Origin of the sequence: Streptomyces endophyticus, assembly GCF_035798155.1 — a bacterium.
Lineage (GTDB): Bacteria > Actinomycetota > Actinomycetes > Streptomycetales > Streptomycetaceae > Streptomyces > Streptomyces endophyticus.
Genome location: NZ_JAOZYC010000046.1, coordinates 74,494 through 95,674, shown reverse-complemented (window position 1 = coordinate 95,674; position 21,181 = coordinate 74,494). Strand labels below are relative to the sequence as shown.

Below are 21,181 nucleotides of genomic sequence, written 5' to 3'. Positions count from 1 at the left end.
GTGACGCAGCCCCAGCCGCCCTTCGGGGCACCCCAGGCCCGGATTCCCCAGCAGCCGCTCCCGCCGGGGCCGCAGATCCGCCCCGGACTGTGGAAGCGCTGCCTGTGGGGCGGCCTGGCCCTGTGGGCCCTGACCGCGATCGTCACATACGCCACGCAGAACACCACACTGCTGCCCACGCTCATCCTGCTGGGCAGCTTCCTCACGCCGGCGGTCTTCGTGCTGTGGGCGTACGAGCGGCACGGCCGCGACCTGGGCGTGAGCCTGATCCTGGGCTGCTTCCTGGTGGGCGGCATCCTGGGCGTCCTCGGCGCATCGGTCATGGAGTACTACCTCGTACACCCCTCGGCCTGGATGTTCGTGGCCGTCGGCCTGATCGAGGAGGCGGCCAAGCTGCTCGCCCTCGCCTACGTACTGCACCGCCACCCGCGCATCAGCGGGCTGCGCGCGGGCCTGGTCCTGGGCGCCACGGTCGGCTTCGGCTTCGCGGCCTTCGAGAGCGCGGGCTACGCGTTCAACGCGGCGATCACCATGAAGGGCATCGACCTGCGGGCCCTCCTGGAGACGGAGGTCCTGCGCGGGCTGCTCGCCCCCTTCGGCCACGGCCTGTGGACGGCGATCTCGGGAGCGGTACTCCTCTCCTTCCGCCGCCCGAACGGCCACTACCGCTTCGCGGCCCCCGCGATCGGCACGTACCTCGGCGTCTCGCTCCTGCACGCGCTCTGGGACTCGATGCACGGCATCGCGCTCTGGCTGGTGGCCCGCCTCACCACCACGAACCTGGACCGCACCCTCTTCGCCCAGGGCTACATCCCGAAGCCGACCGACGCCCAGCAGCACCTCTTCACGCTCTTCTCGGTGGGCGGACTGGCCGTCATCACGCTCCTGGCACTCACCTGGGTGCGCTCACTCGCCCGCCGCGATCCTTCTTGGAAGAATACCCCCTAGGGGTATAGAGTCGGCCACATCAAGAGACGCCTCTCATCACCAAGGAGTACGCCATGAGCGCCCACACCGAGCTCCCCCAGGCCGACGCCGAGTCCACCGGTTCCTGCTGCGGCGGCAGCGCCTGCCAGACGGACGCCGCCGCGCCCGAGGGCGCCTTCACCGCCGTGTACGAGGTCAAGGGCATGACGTGCGGCCACTGCGAGGGCGCGGTGTCCAGTGAGATCTCGGAGCTCGACGGCGTCACCTCGGTCCAGGCGACGGCCGCCACCGGCCAGGTCACGGTCGTCTCCACCACCCCGCTCGACGAGGAAGCGGTCCGCGCCGCGGTGGACGAGGCGGGCTACGAACTGGTCTGAGCCCCACGCCGGGCGATGACAAACAGCCCACGGCTGAGCAAATTCACCTAGAGAGCCCTAGAGAGACCCAGAGAGACCCAAGAAGCTCTGGACCTGCACACAATCCACACGGCACAATTGCAGTACTCCCCCACAGAGGCCGATATCCACATATCGGACCTCTTGCGCACGCACGGGACATATGCAAGAGACGCAGATCACAGTGATCTGGACGTAACCCTTTGCGGCTCTCGTGAGTCTAAGGAGGCGATGCAGGAACGTCTTGGGGGACGTTTCGGTGTCGGAGGGACCCGTCTTGGGGGACGGTCCCGACAGCGTTGGCCGGGGCACGTGCGCCGGGAAGCTTGAGCGGCCCGCCCGACGGTACGTGTTCCGGCGGCCGACGCACCACAGACCCCCAGGCCGGATCCCGTGGGGGGAATCCGACCCGGGTAAAGGAAAGCGCCCCGACTGTCGGCCCGTGGGGGGACCGACAGCGGGGCGCTTTCTGCTTGCCGCAGTTGACCTGACCTGTTGCGGTCGGCCGGGGTTACGGACTCGGGGCTCTGCCCCGGACCCCGCTGCTCAATCGCCGCAGGGGCTCCATATGCCCGGACCGCCACAGCGGGCCAAGAAGACTCAGCGCTGCTCGACCGGGATGAAGTCGCGCTCGACGACGCCCGTGTAGATCTGGCGCGGGCGGCCGATGCGCGAACCCGGCTCCTTGATCATCTCGTGCCACTGGGCGATCCAGCCCGGCAGGCGGCCGAGGGCGAAGAGGACCGTGAACATCTCGGTCGGGAAGCCCATGGCCCGGTAGATCAGGCCGGTGTAGAAGTCGACGTTCGGGTAGAGCTTGCGCTCGACGAAGTACTCGTCGGCCAGCGCGTGCTCTTCCAGCTTCAGGGCGATGTCGAGCAGCTCGTCGGACTTGCCGAGCGCCGAGAGGACATCGTGCGCCGCCGCCTTGATGATCTTTGCCCGCGGGTCGAAGTTCTTGTAGACGCGGTGCCCGAAGCCCATGAGCTTCACGCCGTCTTCCTTGTTCTTCACCTTGCGGATGAACTCGTCGACGTCACCGCCGGCGGCCTGGATGCCCTCGAGCATCTCCAGGACGGACGCGTTGGCGCCACCGTGCAGCGGACCCCACAGCGCGGAGATACCGGCGGAGATCGACGCGAACATGTTGGCCTGCGACGAGCCCACCAGGCGCACCGTGGACGTCGAGCAGTTCTGCTCGTGGTCCGCGTGCAGGATGAGCAGCTTCTCAAGGGCCGAGACGACGACCGGGTCCGGCACGTACTCCTGCGCGGGCACGGAGAACGTCATGCGCAGGAAGTTCTCGACGTAGCCGAGGTCGTTGCGCGGGTAGACGAACGGGTGGCCGATCGACTTCTTGTAGGCGTACGCCGCGATCGTCGGCAGCTTCGCAAGGAGCCGGATCGTCGAAAGGTGACGCTGCTGCTCGTCGAACGGGTTGTGGCTGTCCTGGTAGAAGGTGGACAGCGCGGAGACCACGGAGGACAGCATGGCCATCGGGTGGGCGTCCCGCGGGAAGCCGTCGAAGAACCGCTTCACGTCCTCGTGCAGGAGCGTGTGCCCGGTGATCTCGTTCTTGAAAGTGGAGAGCTCGTCGACCGTCGGGAGCTCACCGTTGATCAGCAGGTAGGCGACCTCGGTGAAGGTGGAATTCTCGGCCAGCTGCTCGATCGGATAGCCGCGGTAACGCAGGATGCCCTGCTCACCGTCGAGATAGGTGATCGCGGATTTATAGGCGGCTGTATTGCCGTATCCGCTGTCCAGGGTCACCAGGCCCGTCTGGGCCCGCAGCTTCCCGATGTCGAAGCCCTGGTCGCCCACGGTGCTGTCGATCACCGGGTAGGTGTACTCGTCGTCGCCGTACTGGAGTACTACAGCCTTCTCGTTCTGCTCGCTCACGTCATCCCTCACCGACGTAGTGCCTCTTCTTCGAGGTGCCCTGACTGTCTCTACCTTCCCCCACTTGGCCCAGCAGAGTGCACTCGGGGTCGCCCATTGGGCTCACTGACGGCACTCAGTGCCGTCAACTTGCTCATCCTGCCCCCTTCGCCCTGGTTCCGGAAGTGCTTGTGACCTTCGTGACTCGTCTGATCGATCAAATCTTTTGAGCAGGAGCGCCCGACAGCCGGAAATTCAGGGCGGTACACCGCCTACCGGCCGAAATCGTACGCACCGCCTGGCCGATCGCTCTGCGCGAACCGACCAGGACGACGAGCTTCTTGGCGCGCGTGACCGCCGTGTAGAGAAGGTTGCGCTGGAGCATCATCCAGGCCCCCGTCGTGACGGGGATCACCACACACGGGTACTCGCTGCCCTGGGAGCGGTGGATGGTCACAGCGTAGGCATGCGCCAACTCGTCCAGCTCGTCGAAGTCATAGGGGACCTCCTCGTCCTCATCGGTGCGGACGGTGAGTCGCTGCTCCTCGGCGTCCAGGGACGTGACGACGCCGACCGTGCCGTTGAAGACGCCGTTCACCCCCTTCTCGTAGTTGTTCCTGATCTGGGTGACCTTGTCGCCCACCCGGAAGACACGGCCGCCGAAGCGCTTCTCGGGCAGCTCCGGGCGGCCGGGGGTGATGGCCTGCTGGAGCAGCCCGTTGAGATTGCCCGCTCCGGCGGGACCGCGGTGCATCGGCGCCAGCACCTGGACGTCGCGCCGCGGGTCGAGGCCGAACGTGGCGGGGATCCGGCGCGCCGCCACGTCGACGGTGAGCCGGCCGGCCTCTTCGGTGTCGTCCTCCACGAACAGGAAGAAGTCCTTGAGGCCCGAAGTGATGGGCTGCGTCCCGGAGTTGATGCGGTGGGCGTTCGTGACGACGCCGGACTCCTGGGCCTGCCGGAAGATCCTCGTCAGCCGGACCGCGGGCACGGGGCTCTCCTCGGCCAGCATGTCGCGCAGCACCTCCCCCGCCCCGACGCTCGGCAGCTGGTCCACGTCACCGACGAACAGCAGATGCGCCCCGGGCGGCACCGCCTTCGCCAGCTTGTTGGCGAGCAGCAGGTCCAGCATGGAGGCCTCGTCGACCACCACGAGGTCGGCGTCGAGCGGCCGCTCCTTGTCGTACGCGGCGTCCCCGCCCGGCTTCAGCTCCAGGAGGCGGTGCACGGTGGAGGCCTCGGCTCCGGTCAGCTCGGCGAGCCGCTTGGCGGCGCGGCCCGTGGGCGCGGCGAGCACGACCTTCGCGCGCTTGGCACGGGCCAGCTCCACGACGGACCGCACGGTGAACGACTTTCCGCAGCCGGGGCCGCCGGTGAGCACGGCCACCTTCTTGCTGAGCGCGAGCTTGACCGCCTCCTCCTGCTCGGGCGCGAGCTGCGCCCCCGTGCGGTCGGCGAGCCAGGCGAGCGCCTTGTCCCACGCGACGTCCTGGAAGGCGGGCATCCGGTCGTCCTTCGTGCGCAGCAGTCTGAGCAGCTGGGCGGAGAGGGCGAGTTCGGCCCGGTGGAAGGGGACCAGGTAGATCGCGGTGACCGGCTGCCCGTCCTCGCCCGGCACCGTCTCGCGTACCACGCCGGGCTCGCCGGAATCCTCGTCGGGCAGGGCCAGTTCGGCGAGGCACTCGATGACGAGCCCGGTGTCGACCTGGAGCAGCTTCACGGCGTCGGCGATGAGCCGCTCCTCGGGCAGGAAGCAGTGCCCCTGGTCGGTGGATTGCGAAAGGGCGTACTGGAGACCGGCCTTGACCCGCTCCGGGCTGTCGTGCGGGATGCCCACGGACTGGGCGATGCGGTCGGCGGTGAGGAAGCCGATGCCCCAGACGTCGGAGGCGAGGCGGTACGGCTGGTTCTTCACGACGGAGATCGACGCGTCGCCGAACTTCTTGAAGATGCGGACGGCGATGGAGGTCGAGACGTCGACCGATTGGAGGAAGACCATGACCTCCTTGATGGCCTTCTGTTCCTCCCACGCGTCGGCGATCTTCTTCGTCCGCTTGGGGCCGAGCCCCGGCACCTCGATCAGCCGCTTCGGCTCCTGCTCGATGATGTCGAGGGTGTCGAGCCCGAAGTGCTGCGTGATGCGGTCGGCGAAGACCGGTCCGATGCCCTTGACCAGGCCGGACCCGAGGTAGCGGCGGATGCCCTGGATCGTGGCCGGGAGGATGGTCGTGTAGTTCTCGACGGTGAACTGCTTGCCGTACTGCGGGTGGGAGCCCCAACGGCCCTCCATCCGCAGCGACTCCCCCACCTGCGCCCCGAGCAGCGAGCCGACGACGGTCAGCAGATCGCCTGCGCCTCTGCCGGTGTCGACCCGGCCGACCGTGTACCCCGTCTCCTCGTTGGCGTACGTGATCCGCTCGAGAACCCCCTCGAGCCGCGCCATCTGCCGCGCTCCGGCAGCCGCCTCCTGCTTCGCCATGATCCGACGGTAGCGGGAGGGTCCGACAATGCGGGAGGGGCCGCCAGGGCCCGACCCGGAACGGCCGGTCTCAGACCCCGCCCATCGGCTCCGGATCCACCCGCACCGGCGTGCCCCACACCCGGACCACCTCGTAGTCCGTGAACTCGTGGACCAGGCGGTACGCCATCGCCGCGTCCGAGCGGCGGCGCTGGGCCGCCAGGTAGAGGTCCGCCTCGCGGCGGTCGTGGCGCGGGGTGCCGCAGAGCTGCCACACCTGCCCGTTCCACATCTCCGGGATCCAGCGCTGCTGGGGCTGGGGGCGGTCCTCGCGGGTGCCGTAGCGGGAGAGCACCGGGCGCCCGTCGGTGGGGCGGTTCGCCGGGCCGGGGTCGCCCGAGATCTGGGAGCGGCGGGCCTTGCGGCGGCGGGTCTCGCAGAACAGGCACAGGTCCGGTGCGGATTCCTCGACCGGGCCGTAGGGGTGCTCCTTGCAGCGGGTCGTGGGCTTCTCGCCGGACACCGCGTCGTCGAGCTGGACGAGGGCGCGGGTCAGGTCGCCGCGGACCTCGTGCAGCACGTCGTCCGGGGTGTCGCCGGTGAGCTTCTCGCCGTGCTCGCCGAGCACGCGGAGGGCGCGGCCTAGTGCGGTGAGCTGCGCGTGGTTCACGTCCTGGGCTCCGTCTCCGTCATCCGTCGTCGTTTCGGTTGTCCACCATCGCATGCGGCACCGACAATCCTGTTCGGCTCGCGACGGGGTTGCGGCCTCGGGGCTCCGCCCCGGACCCCGCGCCTCAATCGCCGGCGGGGCTTGATGAGCCGAGCCCGGGCTCGATAGGCCCCATCACGATCACGTCACGACCATCCGTCACCCCTTGCCCCCGGCCCGTGTAATCGATTCCAATCCTTCGTGTAATCGATTCCACGTAGCCACAAGGAGGTGGCGCGATGGCGAGTATCAAGGATGTCGCGGCCGCGGCCGGCGTCTCCGTCGCCACGGTCTCCCGTGTTCTGAACAGCCATCCGTCCGTGAGCCCGGACGCCCGCACCCGGGTGCTGGCCGCCGTGGAGTCGCTCGGCTACCGGCCCAACGCGGTGGCCCGTTCGCTGCGCACCGCGCAGACCCGCACGCTCGGCCTGGTCATCAGCGACGTGCTGAACCCGTACTTCGGCGAGCTCGCCCGCTCCGTCGAGGACGAGGCCCGCGGGCTCGGCTACAGCGTGATCATCGGCAACGCCGACGAACGGCCCGAGCTCCAGGACCACCACGTACGCACACTGCTCGACCGGCGCATCGACGGGCTGCTCGTCTCCCCCACCGACGGCGCCTCGCCGCTGATGCTGGACGCCGCTCGGGCCGGTACTCCCATGGTCTTCGTCGACCGGTGGATCCCGGGCGTCGACGTGCCCGTGGTGCGCTCCGACGGGCGCGGCGCCGTGCGCGACCTCGTCGCCCATCTGCACGGGCTCGGGCACCGGCGGCTCGCGATCATCGCCGGACCCGCCGCCACCACGACCGGCAGCGAGCGCGTGGACGCGTTTCGGGGGGCCCTCGCCTCGTATGAGATCGAGCTGCCGGACGCCTACATCGGGCAGGGCGACTTCCAGGCGGACAGCGGGCGCCGGGTGACCGAGGCCTTCCTCGATCTGCCCGAGCCGCCGCAGGCCGTCTTCGCGGCCGACAACCTCATGGCGCTCGGGGCGCTCGACGCCATCCGCGCGCGCGGGCTGCGCGTCCCGGACGACATCGCGGTCGCCGCGTTCGACGACATCCCGTGGTTCGTGCACACCGATCCGCCCATCACGGCGATCGCCCAGCCGACCAAGGACCTCGGCCGGGCCGCCGTGCGCGCCCTGGTCGACCGCATCGAGGGGCGGGTGCCCGAGTCGGTCACCCTCCCCGCCCACCTCGTCGTACGGCGCTCCTGCGGCGAACCCCCACAAACGCCCACCTCAATGGAGAGGAGCAACGGATGAGCAGCTCCGAAGAGTTGCTGCGTATCGAAGGGATACGGAAGACCTTCCCCGGCGTCGTCGCGCTCGACAGCGTCGACTTCGACCTGCAACGCGGGGAGGTGCACGTCCTGCTCGGTGAGAACGGGGCTGGAAAGAGCACGCTGATCAAGATGCTCTCCGGTGCCTACACGCCCGACGAGGGCCGTATCACCGTCGGTGGCGAGCAGGTCCGCATCCATGGTGCGCAGGACGCCGAACGGCTCGGGATCGCGACCATCTATCAGGAGTTCAATCTCGTTCCTGATCTGACCGTTGCCGAGAACATCTTTCTGGGGCGCCAGCCGCGGAGGTTCGGTCTCATCGACCGGAAGACGATGGAGCGCGACGCCGAGGAGCTTCTCGCGCGCGTGGGCGTGAATGTGTCGCCACGCGCGCGGGTGCGCGAACTGGGCATCGCCCGGCTCCAGATGGTGGAGATCGCGAAGGCGCTCAGCCTGAACGCGCGCGTGCTCATCATGGACGAGCCGACCGCCGTGCTGACCTCCGAGGAGGTCGAGAAGCTGTTCGCCATCGTGCGGCAGCTGCGCGAGGACGGCGTCGGGGTTGTCTTCATCACCCATCACCTGGAGGAGATCGCCGCGCTCGGTGACCGGGTGACCGTGATCCGGGACGGCAGGAGTGTGGGCCAGGTGCCCGCCGCCACCCCGGAGGACGAGCTCGTCCGCCTCATGGTGGGCCGCTCCATCGACCAGCAGTACCCGCGCGAACGCCCGGACGGACAGGACACCGCCCGCGCGTTGCTCAAGGTCGAGGGCCTGACCCGGGACGGCGTCTTCCACGACGTCGGCTTCGAGGTGCGGGCCGGCGAGGTCGTCGGCATCGCGGGGCTCGTGGGCGCGGGACGTACGGAGGTCGTGCGGGCCGTCTTCGGCGCCGACCCGTACGACTCGGGCTCCGTCGAGGTCTCGGGCACGGCCCTCCCCCGGCACGACGTCATCGCCGCGATGGCCGCCGGGGTCGGGCTCGTCCCCGAGGACCGCAAGGGGCAGGGTCTCGTCCTCGACCAGTCGGTGGAGGAGAACCTGGGGCTCGTCACCATGCGGACGGCGACCCGCGCCGGGTTCGTCGACCGGCAGGGCCAACACGACGCCGCCGAGCGGATCGCGAAGCAACTGGGCGTCCGCATGGCCGGGCTCGGCCAGCACGTGCGCACCCTGTCCGGCGGCAACCAGCAGAAGGTCGTCATCGGCAAGTGGCTGCTCGCGGACATCAAGGTGCTGATCCTCGACGAGCCGACGCGCGGCATCGACGTCGGCGCGAAGGTCGAGATCTACCAGCTCATCAACGAACTGACCGCCGCCGGGCACGCCGTGCTCATGATCTCCAGCGATCTCCCCGAGGTCCTCGGCATGAGCGACCGGGTCCTGGTGATGGCGCAGGGCCGCATCGCCGGTGAACTCGCCGCCGAGGACGCCACCCAGGACTCCGTGATGGCGCTCGCCGTCAGCAACCAGAACCACGACTCGTACGAGGAGGAGGGCTCCCGTGACCACTGAGACGCTCAAGAAGCCACAGGCCAAGAACAGCGGGAGCCTGCTGCGGCTGCTCCTCGACAACGGCGCGCTGACCGCGCTCGTCGTCCTGGTCATCGCCATGTCGCTGATGTCCGGCGACTTCCTGACCACCCAGAACCTGCTGAACGTCGGCGTGCAGGCGGCCGTCACCGCGATCCTCGCGTTCGGTGTCACCTTCGTCATCGTCTCCGCGGGCATCGACCTGTCGGTCGGCTCCGTGGCGGCGCTCTCCGCGACCGTCCTCGCCTGGGCGGCGACGAGCGAGGGCGTGCCGGTCGCGATAGCGGTGCTGCTCGCCGTCGTCACGGGTATCGCCTGCGGTTTCGTCAACGGCCTGCTCATCTCGTACGGCAAACTCCCGCCGTTCATCGCGACGTTGGCGATGTTGTCGGTCGGGCGCGGGCTCTCGCTCGTGATCTCGCAGGGCTCCCCGATCCCGTTCCCCAACTCGATCTCCAAGCTCGGTGACACGCTCGGCGGCTGGCTGCCCGTGCCGGTCATCGTGATGATCGTGATGGGGCTCATCACGGCGGTCGTCCTCGGCCGTACGTTCATCGGCCGGTCCATGTACGCGATCGGCGGCAACGAGGAGGCGGCCCGCCTCTCCGGTCTGCGCGTGAAGCGGCAGAAGCTCGTCATCTACGGCCTGTCGGGCCTGTTCGCGGCCGTCGCCGGCATCGTGCTCGCCTCCCGGCTCGCCTCCGCGCAGCCGCAGGCCGCGAACGGCTACGAGCTGGACGCCATCGCCGCCGTCGTCATCGGCGGCGCCTCGCTGGCCGGTGGTACGGGCAAGGCGTCGGGCACGTTCATCGGCGCGCTGATCCTCGCCGTGCTTCGCAACGGCCTCAATCTCCTTTCGGTGTCCGCCTTCTGGCAGCAGGTCGTCATCGGTGTCGTGATCGCCCTCGCGGTGCTCCTCGACACGGCGCGCCGCAAGGCCGGTGCGCAGCCCGCCGCCGCGGGCGCCGGGACCGGCGGCCCGAAGCAGCGGATGCAGTACGTGATCGCGGCCGTGGTCGCCATCGCGATCGTCGGCGGCCTCGCGGTCTGGAACAACACCGGCTCCTCCGGCGGCAAGAAGGACCTGAAGCTCGGCATGGCCGTGTCCACGCTCAACAACCCGTTCTTCACGGAGATGCGGGCGGGCGCGCAGGCCGAGGCGAAGAAGCAGGGCGTCGAGCTGACCGTCACTGACGCGCAGAACGACGCCTCGCAGCAGGCCAACCAGCTCCAGAACTTCACGAGCGAGGGCATGAGCGCCGTCATCGTGAACCCGGTCGACTCCGACGCCGTCGGCCCGTCGGTACGCACCGCCAACGACGCCGACATCCCCGTCGTCGCCGCCGACCGCGGCGTCAACAAGGCCAAGGCCGCCACCCTCGTCGCCTCCGACAACGTCGCGGGCGGCAAGCAGGCCGCGAAGGTCATGGCCGACAAGCTGGGCGGCAAGGGGAAGATCGCGGTCCTGCAGGGCCAGGCCGGTACGTCGGCCAGCCGTGAGCGCGGCGCCGGCTTCGCCGCAGGGATCAAGAACTACCCGGGCATCAAGGTCGTCGCCAAGCAGCCCGCGGACTTCGACCGCACCAAGGGCCTGGACGTCATGACGAACATGCTCCAGTCGCACCCCGACGTCGACGGCGTCTTCGCCGAGAACGACGAGATGGCGCTCGGCGCGATCAAGGCGCTCGGTTCGAAGGCCGGCAAGTCCGTCCCCGTCATCGGCTTCGACGGCACCCCCGACGGCTTCAAGGCCGTCAAGGCGGGCACGCTGTACGCCTCCGTGGCCCAGCAGCCGCGCGAGCTCGGGAAGATGGCCGTGCAGAACGCGATCAACGCGGCGAAGGACAAGAAGATCTCCTCGGCCGTGAAGGTGCCGGTGAAGGTCGTCACGGCGAAGAACGTCGCCGACTTCAAGTGACGTACTCGTACCCCTCGTACCCTTTGGTGTGACGTACGAAGAAAGGCACAGCATGAACACGTACGACCTCCTCGTCGTCGGGTCGGCCAACGCCGACCTGGTGGTGGGCGTCGACCGGCGGCCGGCCGCGGGCGAGACCGTTCTCGGCTCCGACCTGACGACCCACCCCGGCGGCAAGGGCGCCAACCAGGCGGTCGCCGCCGCCAAGTTGGGCGCGCGTACGGCGCTGCTCGCGCGGGTCGGCGACGACGGGCACGGCAGGCTGCTGCGGGACTCGATGGAGGCGGCGGGCGTGGACACGTCCGGCGTGCTGGTCGGCGGGGCGCCCACCGGGGTCGCGCTGATCACCGTCGACCCGTCCGGCGACAACTCGATCGTGGTCTCGCCGGGCGCGAACGGGCGGCTCATGCCCGAGGACGTACGGGCGGCGGGCGAGCTGTTCGCGGGGGCGCGCGTCGTCTCGATGATGCTGGAGATCCCGCTGGAGACGGTCGCGGAGGTGGTCCGCAATCTGGCGGACGGCGCCCGCCTCGTCCTCAACCCCTCGCCGCCCGCCCCGCTCCCCGACGAGGTCCTCTCCGCCTGCGACCCGCTGATCGTCAACGAGCACGAGGCGAAGGTCATCGCCGGTACGGACCTCGGCGACGACCCCGAGGACTGGGCGCGGCAACTGCTCGCGCTCGGCCCGCGCTCGGTCGTCGTCACCCTCGGCTCCGAGGGCGCGCTGGTCGCGGACGCGGCGGGCTCCCAGCGGGTGGCGGCGGTGAAGGTGAAGGCCGTCGACACGACGGGCGCCGGTGACGCGTTCACGGCGGCGCTCGCGTGGCGGCTCGGCACCGGCGAGTCGCTCGCCGAGGCCGCCGCCTACGCGGCCAAGGTCGGCGCCGCGGCAGTCACCAAGGAGGGCGCGCAGGCCTCGTACCCGACCGCGGAGGAGGTCTCCGCGCTGTGAAGAAGGCCGGAATACTCAACCGTCATCTGGCGGGCGCCCTCGCGGAGCTGGGGCACGGCGACGGGGTGCTGATCTGCGACGCGGGCATGCCGATCCCGGCGGGCCCCCGCGTCGTCGACCTCGCCTTCCGGGCCGGGGTCCCGTCCTTCGCCGAGGTCCTCGACGGGCTGCTCGACGAGCTGGTGGTGGAGGCGGCCACGGCGGCCCGCGAGGTCCGGGACGCGAACCCGGACACCGCCGGACTCCTCCAGGACCGCCTGCCGACGCTCGGCTTCGTCACGCACGAGGAGCTGAAGGCGCTGTCGGCGCACACCCGTCTCGTCGTACGCACGGGAGAGGCACGTCCGTACGCGAACGTGCTGCTGCGCTGCGGGGTCTTCTTCTGACCACGAGGCCACTTGGCCGTGATGCGCTTGGCCGTGATGCGCTACGAGGGGCCCGGTCCGCGGACCGGGCCCCTCGGGCTTTCCCCTCCTGCGCCGGAAACCCCGATCCCCCCAGATCTCCCCCCTGGGTGTTCCGACATCCAGTACGACACGCGGGCGGCACGCAGGGTTGTACGTGGTTGCAAAGAAAACTTCTAAACGGCGTGAGCCGTGAACCGCTCCACCGTCTCCGCCAGCACCTCGCGCCCGTCGCGGGCCCACAGACCGTCGTTGAACAGCTCGACCTCGATGGGCCCTGTGTACCCCTGCGCCTCCACGAGGCCACGCCAGTACCGCATGTCGATCGCGCCGTCGCCGATCTGCCCGCGCCCGTTGAGCACGCCCTCCGGGAGCGGCGTGGTCCAGTCGGCGAGTTGGAACGTCGCGATACGCCCCTGCGCCCCGGCCCGCGCGATCTGCGCGGGCGCCTGGTCGTCCCACCAGATGTGGTACGTGTCCACGCAGACGCCGACCTGCTCCGCGGGGAAGTTCTCGGCGATGTCCAGGGCCTGCGCGAGCGTCGAGACGACGCAGCGGTCGGACGCGTACATCGGGTGCAGCGGCTCGATGGCGAGCCGCACGCCGCGCTCGGCGGCGTACGGGGCGAGTTCGACGAGCGCGTCACCGATGCGCTCGCGGGCGGCGCCCAGGTCGTACGAGCCCGACGGGAGGCCGCCCGAGACGAGCACCAGGACGTTCGTGCCGAGCGTCACGCACTCGTCGACGGCCCGCTTGTTGTCCTCGATCGCGGCCTTGCGTTCGGTCTCGTCGGTCGCGGTGAGGAAGCCGCCGCGGCAGTGCGTGGTGACGTTCAGCCCGGCGTCGCGCAGCAGCTTCGCCGCGGCCTCGACGCCGTACTCCTGGACGGGCGCGCGCCAGGTGCCGAGGTGCTGGATTCCCAACTCGCGGCAGCCGTCGACGAGTTCGGGCAGGCTCAGCTGCTTCACCGTCATCTGGTTGATGGAGAAGCGGGGATCCGCGGTAAAGGTCGTGCCGCTCATGAGGTCACTCCGTACAGGGCGAGCAGGTTCTTCATCCGGGCCTCGGCGAGCTCCGGCTTCGGGAACAGGCCGAGCTGGTCGGCGAGTTCGTAGGCGCGCGCGAAGTGCGGCAGGGAACGCGCGGACTGGAGCCCGCCGACCATCGCGAAGTGGTCCTGGTGGCCGGAGAGCCAGGCGAGGAAGACGACGCCGGTCTTGTAGAAGCGGGTCGGCGCCTGGAACAGGTGGCGGGACAACTCCACGGTCGGGTCGAGGAGTTCGCGGAAGCCCTGGACGTCGCCCGTGTCGAGGGTGCGCACCGCCTTCGCGGCGAGCGGGCCCAGCGGGTCGAAGATGCCGAGCAGCGCGTGGCTGAAGCCGCGGTCGTCGCCGGCGATCAGCTCCGGGTAGTTGAAGTCGTCGCCGGTGTAGCAGCGCACGCCGTTCGGGAGGCGGCGGCGGATGTCGATCTCGCGCTGGGCTTCGAGCAGCGAGACCTTGATGCCGTCGACCTTGTCGGAGTGCGCCTTGATGATCTCGACGAAGGTGTCGGTGGCGGCGTCGAGGTCGGACGAGCCCCAGTAGCCCTCCAGGGCCGGATCGAACATCGGGCCGAGCCAGTGCAGGACGACGGGCTCGGTGGCCTGCCGGAGCAGATGGCCGTAGACCTCTGCGTACTCCTCGGGTCCTGACGCGGCGGCGGCGAGCGCCCGCGAGGCCATGAGGATGACCTGGGCGCCGGCCTCCTCGGCGACCGCGAGCTGCTCCTCGTAGGCGCCCCGCACCTGGTCGAGGGAGGCGCCGGGTGCGATCTGGTCGGTGCCGACGCCGACCGCGATCCGGCCGCCGACCGACTTGGCCTCGGCCGAGGAGCGGCGGATCAGCTCGGCGGCGCCCGCCCAGTCCAGGCCCATGCCGCGCTGCGCGGTGTCCATGGCCTCCGCGACGCCGAGGCCATGCGACCACAGGTGGCGGCGGAAGGCGAGGGTGGCGTCCCAGTCGACGGCGGCCGGGGAGTCCGGGGTGGTGTCGGCGAGCGGGTCGGCGACGACGTGCGCCGCGGAGAACACGACGCGGGACGCGAGCGGGGCACCGGTGTCGAAGGTGAGGGGCTCGGCGCGTGGCTCGTAGGCCTTCAACTCGCCTGCGGAATTCGGGAGATGGATGGTCACAGGGAGATCTCCGGAACGTCGAAGCGGCGGCCCTCGGCGGACGACTTCAGGCCCAGCTCGGCCATCTGCACGCCGCGCGCGCCGGCCAGCAGGTCCCAGTGGTAGTCGGCGCCCGCGTAGACGTGCTGGAGGAACAGCTCCCACTGGACCTTGAAGCCGTTGTCGAACTCGGTGTTGTCCGGGACTTCCTGCCACTGGTCGCGGAAGGAGTACGTCGCCGGGAGGTCCGGGTTCCAGACGGGCTTCGGCGTGGAACTGCGGTGCTGGACGCGGCAGTTGCGCAGGCCCGCGACGGCGGAGCCCTCCGTGCCGTCGACCTGGAACTCGACCAGCTCGTCGCGGTTGACGCGCACGTCCCACGAGGAGTTGATCTGCGCGACGATGCCGCCCTCGATCTGGAAGATGCCGTACGCGGAGTCGTCGGCGGTGGCCTCGTAGGGCTTGCCGTTCTCGTCCCAGCGGGTCGGGACGTGGGTGGCGGCGAGCGCGTTGACGGAGGTCACGCGACCGAACAGCCCGTGGAGGACGTACTCCCAGTGCGGGAACATGTCGACGACGATGCCGCCGCCGTCCTCCGAGCGGTAGTTCCAGGACGGGCGCTGCGCCTCCTGCCAGTCGCCCTCGAAGACCCAGTAGCCGAACTCGCCGCGCACGGACAGGATCCGCCCGAAGAAGCCGCCGTCGATGAGCCGCTTCAGCTTGAGCAGGCCCGGCAGGAACAGCTTGTCCTGGACGACGCCGGACTTGACGCCCGCCGCGCGCGCCAGGCGGGCCAGCTCGATGGCGCCCTCAAGGCCCGTGGCGGTCGGCTTCTCTGTGTAGATGTGCTTCCCGGCGGCGATCGCCTTCTTGAGGATCTCCTCGCGGCCCGAGGTCATCGCGGCGTCGAAGAAGATGTCGATGCTGTCGTCGGCGAGGACGGCGTCGATGTCGGTGGAGATGTTCGCCGGGTCGAGGTCGTGCTTCTCGGCGAGCGCCTTCAGGGCGTGCTCGCGGCGCCCGACGAGGACCGGCTCGGGCCACAGCACCGTGCCGTCGCCGAGGTCGAGTCCGCCCTGCTCGCGCAGCGCGAGGATGGAGCGGACGAGGTGCTGGCGGTAGCCCATGCGCCCCGTCACACCGTTCATGGCGATGCGCACCGTCTTGCGTGTCACGTGAGTCCCTTCCTCCGGCCGACCGGCCACTCGTGCCCCGCGTCTTGCGGCATACGCGAGGCGGCGCCTGCAGAATCTTTCGTAGCAAGCGCTTTCTACGTAAGAAGAAGCTAGCCTCTGGACTGCCGCTCGGACAAGAGCGGATACGAGACCGGGGTCCTCGGGAGTTCTGCCGCGGACCCGGGACCCTTCACGGAGGCTGACCTCGATGACCGTGACCCTGTCGGATGTGGCCGCCCGCGCGCAGGTGTCCCCCGCCACCGTCTCGCGCGTTCTGAACGGGAACTACCCCGTCGCCGCTAGCACGCGCGAGCGGGTGCTCAAGGCCGTGGACGATCTGGACTACGTGCTCAACGGCCCGGCCAGCGCCCTCGCCGCCGCCACCTCCGACCTGGTCGGAGTCCTGGTCAACGACATCGCCGACCCGTTCTTCGGGATCATGGCCTCGGCGGTGCAGTCGGAGATCGTCGGGCCCGGCGGCCGGGCGGGCGGCGAGCGGCTCGCGGTGGTCTGCAACACGGGCGGCGAGCCCGAGCGCGAGCTGACCTATCTGACCCTGTTGCAGCGCCAGCGCGCGGCGGCGGTCGTACTCACGGGCGGGGCGATCGAGAACGAGGCCCATGTCGCGGCCGTGGCGGCCAAGTTGCGGCGGCTCGCGGAGGCCGGGACGCGGGTGGTGCTGTGCGGGCGACCGCCGGTGCCGGGCACGGACGCGGTGGCGCTGACCTTCGACAACCGGGGCGGGGCCCGGGAGTTGACGGAGCATCTGCTGGCGCTCGGGCACCGCAGGATCGGCTACGTCGCGGGACCCGAGGAGCGCACGACGACCCGCCACCGCCTTGAGGGCCACCGCGAGGCGCTGGCCGCCGCCGGGGTGGGCGAGTCGGACGGGCTCGTGGCGCACGGCTCGTACGACCGCACGTCGGGCTACGGCGCGACAGCCGAACTGCTGTGCCGGGAACCCGATTTGACGGCCGTGGTGGCGGCGAACGACAGCGTGGCGCTCGGCGCGTGCGCGGCTCTGCGGGAGGCGGGCCTGCGCATTCCGGAGGATGTCTCGGTGGTCGGCTTCGACGATCTCCCCTTCAGCATCGACGCGGCCCCTCCGCTGACGACGTTCCACCTTCCGCTGGCCGAGGCCGCGGCGCGGGCGGGCCGGATCGCGATGGGCCGGGAGGCGGCGCCGAAGGGGCGGATCGTGGAGGTGCGCGGGGAGCTGGTGGTGCGGGGGTCGACGGGGAAGCCGCGCGTATAGCCACTACCGGGGGACAGCGGCGCGGCGGCGCCCCGCCAGCCGGCATCCGACGCAGTTCGCATGGCCTTCGCGGGCGGTCATGTCCCGTACGCCGACGGGGTGTTGCCCGGCCGGTCGGGGCCCCGGCGGCTTCCCCCAGCCCGCGAGGTGCAGAGCCCAGGCGAGCAGCCCGGCCAGGGCCAGTACCGCGAGGCCGAGCCAGATGCCCGGGCGCCAGCCGATGATCCCGAGGCCCGCGGTCGCGGACCCGGCCGCGGCGAGGGCGCAGCCGGTCCAGCCTGCGAGGGTGTGTCCTTCGTCCGTCGCCACCATGTGTCATGCCTCCAGTCCGCGATCACCATTTGTTGAGCGATGACTCAAGAACAATGCGAGAGGACCGTAGCACTCTTCTTGAGCGCTCGCTCAAGAAGAGTCGGTACAGTGGCGGCATGACTGGCGGTACGACTGAGGGAAAGACCCGGCCGCGCGGACGGCCGCGCACGTTCGACCGGGACGCGGCGCTGGCCGTGGCCGTCCGGCTGTTCTGGGAGCGGGGCTACGAGGCGACGTCGGTGGGCGAGTTGACCGCCGCCATGGGCATCCGCCCGGCCAGCCTGTACGCCGCGTTCGGGGACAAGAAGTCGCTGTTCAGGGAGGCCGTCGAGGTCTACGGGCGGTCCCCCGTCGGCGCTTTCGTCGGCGTGGCGCTCGCCGAGGAGGCGACGGCGTACGGAGCGTTCGCCCGCATCCTGCGCGAGGCCGCCCGCGTCTACGCGGACCCCTCGCACCCCGCGGGCTGCCTGGCCAACAGCGCCGCGACCAACGTGACGGAGCAGGACGCGGAGATCGCCGCGTTCCTGCGCGACGTGCGCAACGCCGGGGTCGCCTCCTTCGAGGAGCGACTGCGCCAGGGGCGGGCCGCCGGGGAGCTGCCCAAGGACACGGACACGGCCGCGCTCGCCTCGTACTTCGCGGCCGTCGTGCAGGGGCTTTCGCAGCGCGCGCGGGACGGCGCCGACGCGCAGGAGCTCGCGCGGGTGGCCGAGTTCGCGCTCGCGGCGTGGCCGGGGGGCCGGGACTGACATCCGCCGTGCGGCGACGTCCACGTACGGCGAACGCCCGTCGGCCCGGTCGGCTTTCCCGCCCCGCAGCGCCCAGTGTGCCGGGAAAGTGTCGCAGTTATACGTACGACTGCGACACTTTTCCCAGCCGGCCATGGCGCGGCGGGGGCCGCCTGGATTCGCCGTCCGGGCATGGCGATCACAGACACGCCGCCGGCTACACGTGCGGTCGTCGTCCCCTCTCCTGCTCCGGGAAGGACTGGTCCGCGCCCGGCAGCGTCGGCTTCGGGAGGGTGGCGACGTCGTCCTTCGCCTGCTCCCACTGCTCCGCCGTGTCGTCGGGGAGAGCGGGCGGCGTGGGGCGGGCGTCGGAGAAGCGGAAGGCGGAGGTGAGGTCGCCGAAGGTGTGGCGGCGCCAGTCGGTGATGTTCGGCTCCCGCACGCCCGTGAACCGCTCAAGGAACTGCAGCGCCGACGTGTGGTCGAAGGACTCCGACGCCACCCAGCCGCCCACCGTCCACGGCGAGACGATGATCGCGGGGACCCGGAAGCCGCCGCCGATGGGCAGCCCCTGGACGTACTCGCCCGCCGTGCCCGCCGGAGGCGTGGGCGGGGCCACGTGGTCGAACAGGCCGTCGTTCTCGTCGTAGTTGAGGATGAAGGCGGTCTTCGCCCAGACCTTCGGATTGCTGGCTATCGCCTCTATCTTGCGGGCCACGAAGTCGGCTCCGGCCGCGGGCAGATAGTCCGGGTGCTCGGACTCGTAGGACGTCGGCATGATCCAGCTGACCGCCGGGAGCCGGTCGCCCCGGGCATCGTCCTCGAACGTGCCCTCGGGCTGCGGGCGCATGCCGCGCTCGTAGAGGTCGGAGCCCGGCTTCGCGTCCTTGAAGCTCGCGAACTGCTCCAGCATGTTGCAGCCGTAGTCGTCGTCCTGCTGGTACACCTTCCAGCTGACTCCGGCGGCCTGGAGGCGTTCCGCGTACGTCGTCCAGCGGTAGGGCTGGGGTGCGGTGTTGTTGAGGACCGGCCCGCCCTGCTTCCCGCCCGGGTCGATCGAACCGGTCATCCAGTAGAGGCGGTTGGGCCACGTCGGGCCGAAGACGGAACAGAAGTAGTGGTCGCAGATGGTGAACGTCTCCGCGAGCGCGAACTGGAACGGGATGTCCTTGCGGGTGTAATAGCCCATCACGTAGGGGCCGTTGGCGCCGTCGGCCTTGCGGTGGGCGGGCAGCCACTGGTCCATCCTGCCGTTGTTCCAGGCCTCGTGCTGGACCGACCAGGCATGGCTCGTGGAGGGGATGGCCTGGGCGCTGGAGGTGTGCGTGTCCAGGTGGAACGGGAGCAGATGGCCCTTCGGGTTCTCGGCGTCGGGCTGGTAGAAGACCGAGCGGCCCGTGCTCAGCTTCTGCGCCTTCGGGTCGTTGAAGCCGCGGACGCCCTTGAGCGTGCCGAAGTAGTGGTCGAAGGAGCGGTTCTCCTGCATCAGCAGCACGACGTGCTCGATGTCGCGCAGCGAACCCTTGCGGGGCGGGCCCGCCGCGACCGCCTTCTGGACGCTCGGCGGGAGGAGGGAGAGGGCAGCGGCGCCGCCGACGGCGCCGGCCGCGGAGCCGAGGAGTCTACGTCGGGTGAGTTCGGCCATGAGTGTCCCCTGGTGTGAGATGCCGGGCGGTTCAGGCATGCCAACGGCCCGCGTGTGACGGGCCGTTGGATCACTGTGCGGCGCGGCCGATGTGGCGCGGAGGAGGCCCGCGATGAACTCGGGGACAACGTGCGGGAAGGGCTTGGCCAACCCATGGGCCGCCCTTGAACCGCTATACCTGCCGTATGCACGGACTTAGGGCCCTCCTGACGGATCCCGCCGGAGTCGCGGGCCCTGGCACGCCCATCTGCGGCGTTGTCGTCGGTTGCCAACGCTCCGCGTTGACGCCCTCCTCCGCCTTGCAGCTGCACGCACCAGACCCCGCTCGCCTGCACCGCCCATGACCAGCCACCCGCATCCAGCCTGATCCGTCAGAAGGGCCCTAACCCGGAGCGGCACCCTCCGGGTCCCCGCCCCCCGATTCCGTGGACGCGCCCCCACCCCCGGCGTACGCTGGGCCACCCGGAAACCTCTGACTGAGTCAACGATCCGAGCCGCGAGGTGACCCATGACCGTGCAGGACATCCGGTCCTTCAACCGCTTCTACACGAACGTGATCGGCGCGCTCGACTACAGCCGCCATCTGTACGCCCCGTACACCCTCACCGAGTCCCGCGTGCTGTACGAGCTGGCGCACACGGAGAAGGTCGACGCGGCCGACCTGCGGACGCAGCTCAACCTGGACGCGGGCTATTTGAGCCGCATCCTCGGCAAGTTCGAGCGGGACGGCCTGGTCGAGCGGGGTTCGTCCGAGAAGGACTCGCGACGCCGCCGCATCACCCTCACCGCACGCGGCCGCGGCACCGCGGAACTGCTCGACGAACGCACCCGGGAAACGGTGGGCACCCTCCTCACCACCGTCCCGCCCACCGAGCGCGACCGGCTGTCCGAGGCGCTGCGCACCGTCCGCGAGATCCTCGGCGACGGCCGCGCCGCCCCGCACCCCGAGAACGTCCTGCTGCGCGAGCCGGGCCCCGGCGACCTGGGCTGGATCGTCGCGCGCAACGCGGCGCTGTACACCGCCGAGTTCGGCTGGAACACGGACTACGAGGGCCTGGTCGCGCGCATCGTCGCCGACTTCGCCGAGGACCACGACCCGCACCTGGAGCGGGTGTGGATCGCCGAGCTGGACGGCCGGCCCGTGGGCTGCGTGATGTGCGTACGCGACGAGGCGCCGGGCACGGCGCGGCTGCGGCTGCTGCTCGTCGAGCCGGAGGCACGGGGGCTCGGGATCGGCGACCGGCTGGTGCGCGCGTGCATCGACTTCGCGCGGGGCGTCGGCTACCGCGAGATGGTCCTGTGGACGAACGACGTCCTCAAGTCCGCCCGCTCGATCTACCAGCGCCACGGCTTCGTCCTCGTCGGCGAGAAGCCGCACCGCTCCTTCGGCGCGGACCTGATCGGCCAGGACTGGAAACTGGCCCTCCATAGGACGGCGGACTGACGGGTAGG

General features: G+C 70.3%; 18 protein-coding genes. 10 read left to right on the top strand and 8 right to left on the bottom strand.

What is annotated here, in order from left to right:
* Positions 1-948 (top strand): PrsW family intramembrane metalloprotease, encoded by a 948-nt coding sequence (locus OKJ99_RS07580; RefSeq protein ID WP_326015028.1) that lies wholly within the window; start codon positions 1-3, stop codon positions 946-948.
* 53 nt (positions 949-1,001) lie between these two features.
* Positions 1,002-1,304, top strand: a complete 303-nt coding sequence (locus OKJ99_RS07575) for a heavy-metal-associated domain-containing protein (RefSeq protein ID WP_326015026.1) — start codon at positions 1,002-1,004, stop codon at positions 1,302-1,304.
* A 618-nt stretch (positions 1,305-1,922) separates the two neighbouring features.
* On the opposite strand, the gene OKJ99_RS07570 is transcribed toward OKJ99_RS07575, so the two are convergent.
* The 3 genes from OKJ99_RS07570 to OKJ99_RS07560 all read right to left on the bottom strand — a co-directional run bounded on the left by OKJ99_RS07570 (position 1,923) and on the right by OKJ99_RS07560 (position 6,328).
* The gene (locus OKJ99_RS07570; protein ID WP_326015025.1) at positions 1,923-3,233 is read right to left on the bottom strand and encodes a citrate synthase; all 1,311 of its coding nucleotides are present in this window, start codon (positions 3,231-3,233) and stop codon (positions 1,923-1,925) included.
* 184 nt (positions 3,234-3,417) lie between these two features.
* Complete coding sequence (gene recD2 / locus OKJ99_RS07565; protein WP_326015024.1) at positions 3,418-5,679, bottom strand: SF1B family DNA helicase RecD2; 2,262 nt, start codon at positions 5,677-5,679, stop codon at positions 3,418-3,420.
* A 70-nt stretch (positions 5,680-5,749) separates the two neighbouring features.
* Entirely contained in the window at positions 5,750-6,328 is a 579-nt protein-coding gene (locus OKJ99_RS07560) for a hypothetical protein (RefSeq protein WP_326015022.1), read from the bottom strand.
* Positions 6,329-6,606: 278 nt separating this feature from the next.
* On the opposite strand from OKJ99_RS07560, the gene OKJ99_RS07555 reads away from it, so the two are divergent.
* Genes OKJ99_RS07555 through rbsD form a run of 5 tightly spaced genes read left to right on the top strand, consistent with a single transcriptional unit; the run spans position 6,607 to position 12,444 of the window.
* Positions 6,607-7,635, top strand: coding sequence for a LacI family DNA-binding transcriptional regulator (locus tag OKJ99_RS07555; RefSeq protein WP_326015021.1), 1,029 nt, complete (start codon positions 6,607-6,609; stop codon positions 7,633-7,635).
* Complete coding sequence (locus OKJ99_RS07550; protein WP_326015020.1) at positions 7,632-9,170, top strand: sugar ABC transporter ATP-binding protein; 1,539 nt, start codon at positions 7,632-7,634, stop codon at positions 9,168-9,170. The genes OKJ99_RS07555 and OKJ99_RS07550 overlap by 4 nt, the downstream gene beginning before the upstream one ends.
* A complete protein-coding gene (locus OKJ99_RS07545) occupies positions 9,160-11,106 on the top strand; it encodes an ABC transporter permease/substrate-binding protein (RefSeq protein ID WP_326015019.1) in 1,947 nt (648 codons plus the stop codon). The genes OKJ99_RS07550 and OKJ99_RS07545 overlap by 11 nt, the downstream gene beginning before the upstream one ends.
* A gap of 52 nt (positions 11,107-11,158) precedes the next feature.
* Positions 11,159-12,058 (top strand): ribokinase, encoded by a 900-nt coding sequence (locus OKJ99_RS07540; RefSeq protein ID WP_326015018.1) that lies wholly within the window; start codon positions 11,159-11,161, stop codon positions 12,056-12,058.
* Complete coding sequence (gene rbsD, locus OKJ99_RS07535) at positions 12,055-12,444, top strand: D-ribose pyranase (RefSeq protein ID WP_326015017.1); 390 nt, start codon at positions 12,055-12,057, stop codon at positions 12,442-12,444. Before OKJ99_RS07540 ends, rbsD begins: the two co-directional genes overlap by 4 nt.
* Positions 12,445-12,638: 194 nt before the next feature.
* Here rbsD and OKJ99_RS07530 read toward each other — a convergent pair whose 3' ends face one another.
* Genes OKJ99_RS07530 through OKJ99_RS07520 form a run of 3 tightly spaced genes read right to left on the bottom strand, consistent with a single transcriptional unit; the run spans position 12,639 to position 15,789 of the window.
* Positions 12,639-13,484 carry a sugar phosphate isomerase/epimerase family protein gene (locus OKJ99_RS07530; RefSeq protein ID WP_326015016.1) on the bottom strand — a complete coding sequence of 282 codons (846 nt, stop codon included), beginning with the start codon at positions 13,482-13,484 and terminating at the stop codon, positions 12,639-12,641.
* Positions 13,481-14,635, bottom strand: coding sequence for a dihydrodipicolinate synthase family protein (locus OKJ99_RS07525; RefSeq protein WP_326015015.1), 1,155 nt, complete (start codon positions 14,633-14,635; stop codon positions 13,481-13,483). The genes OKJ99_RS07530 and OKJ99_RS07525 overlap by 4 nt, the downstream gene beginning before the upstream one ends.
* Positions 14,632-15,789, bottom strand: coding sequence for a Gfo/Idh/MocA family protein (locus tag OKJ99_RS07520; RefSeq protein ID WP_326015014.1), 1,158 nt, complete (start codon positions 15,787-15,789; stop codon positions 14,632-14,634). The genes OKJ99_RS07525 and OKJ99_RS07520 overlap by 4 nt, the downstream gene beginning before the upstream one ends.
* Before the next feature lie 208 nt (positions 15,790-15,997).
* Between OKJ99_RS07520 and OKJ99_RS07515 the strand changes: the two genes are divergently transcribed.
* Complete coding sequence (locus OKJ99_RS07515; RefSeq protein WP_326015013.1) at positions 15,998-17,044, top strand: LacI family DNA-binding transcriptional regulator; 1,047 nt, start codon at positions 15,998-16,000, stop codon at positions 17,042-17,044.
* 3 nt (positions 17,045-17,047) lie between these two features.
* On the opposite strand, the gene OKJ99_RS07510 is transcribed toward OKJ99_RS07515, so the two are convergent.
* Positions 17,048-17,356 carry an HGxxPAAW family protein gene (locus OKJ99_RS07510; RefSeq protein ID WP_326015011.1) on the bottom strand — a complete coding sequence of 103 codons (309 nt, stop codon included), beginning with the start codon at positions 17,354-17,356 and terminating at the stop codon, positions 17,048-17,050.
* A 116-nt stretch (positions 17,357-17,472) separates the two neighbouring features.
* Between OKJ99_RS07510 and OKJ99_RS07505 the strand changes: the two genes are divergently transcribed.
* On the top strand, positions 17,473-18,105 hold the full coding sequence (locus OKJ99_RS07505; RefSeq protein ID WP_326015009.1) for a TetR/AcrR family transcriptional regulator: 633 nt from the start codon (positions 17,473-17,475) through the stop codon (positions 18,103-18,105).
* A 196-nt stretch (positions 18,106-18,301) separates the two neighbouring features.
* Here OKJ99_RS07505 and OKJ99_RS07500 read toward each other — a convergent pair whose 3' ends face one another.
* On the bottom strand, positions 18,302-19,729 hold the full coding sequence (locus tag OKJ99_RS07500) for an alkaline phosphatase family protein (protein WP_326015007.1): 1,428 nt from the start codon (positions 19,727-19,729) through the stop codon (positions 18,302-18,304).
* Between the two features lie 508 nt (positions 19,730-20,237).
* On the opposite strand from OKJ99_RS07500, the gene OKJ99_RS07495 reads away from it, so the two are divergent.
* Complete coding sequence (locus tag OKJ99_RS07495; protein WP_326015006.1) at positions 20,238-21,173, top strand: bifunctional helix-turn-helix transcriptional regulator/GNAT family N-acetyltransferase; 936 nt, start codon at positions 20,238-20,240, stop codon at positions 21,171-21,173.
* The last annotated feature ends 8 nt before the right edge of the window (positions 21,174-21,181 follow it).

Bases quoted from the DNA above. Each gene is read 5' to 3' on its own strand.
- OKJ99_RS07575 (WP_326015026.1), top strand. From the start codon at position 1,002: ATGAGCGCCCACACCGAGCTCCCCCAGGCCGACGCCGAGTCCACCGGT.
- recD2 (WP_326015024.1), bottom strand. From the start codon at position 5,679: ATGGCGAAGCAGGAGGCGGCTGCCGGAGCGCGGCAGATGGCGCGGCTC.
- OKJ99_RS07555 (WP_326015021.1), top strand. From the start codon at position 6,607: ATGGCGAGTATCAAGGATGTCGCGGCCGCGGCCGGCGTCTCCGTCGCC.
- OKJ99_RS07550 (WP_326015020.1), top strand. From the start codon at position 7,632: ATGAGCAGCTCCGAAGAGTTGCTGCGTATCGAAGGGATACGGAAGACC.
- OKJ99_RS07540 (WP_326015018.1), top strand. From the start codon at position 11,159: ATGAACACGTACGACCTCCTCGTCGTCGGGTCGGCCAACGCCGACCTG.
- OKJ99_RS07530 (WP_326015016.1), bottom strand. From the start codon at position 13,484: ATGAGCGGCACGACCTTTACCGCGGATCCCCGCTTCTCCATCAACCAG.
- OKJ99_RS07515 (WP_326015013.1), top strand. From the start codon at position 15,998: ATGACCGTGACCCTGTCGGATGTGGCCGCCCGCGCGCAGGTGTCCCCC.
- OKJ99_RS07510 (WP_326015011.1), bottom strand. From the start codon at position 17,356: ATGGTGGCGACGGACGAAGGACACACCCTCGCAGGCTGGACCGGCTGC.
- OKJ99_RS07505 (WP_326015009.1), top strand. From the start codon at position 17,473: ATGACTGGCGGTACGACTGAGGGAAAGACCCGGCCGCGCGGACGGCCG.
- OKJ99_RS07500 (WP_326015007.1), bottom strand. From the start codon at position 19,729: ATGGCCGAACTCACCCGACGTAGACTCCTCGGCTCCGCGGCCGGCGCC.
- OKJ99_RS07495 (WP_326015006.1), top strand. From the start codon at position 20,238: ATGACCGTGCAGGACATCCGGTCCTTCAACCGCTTCTACACGAACGTG.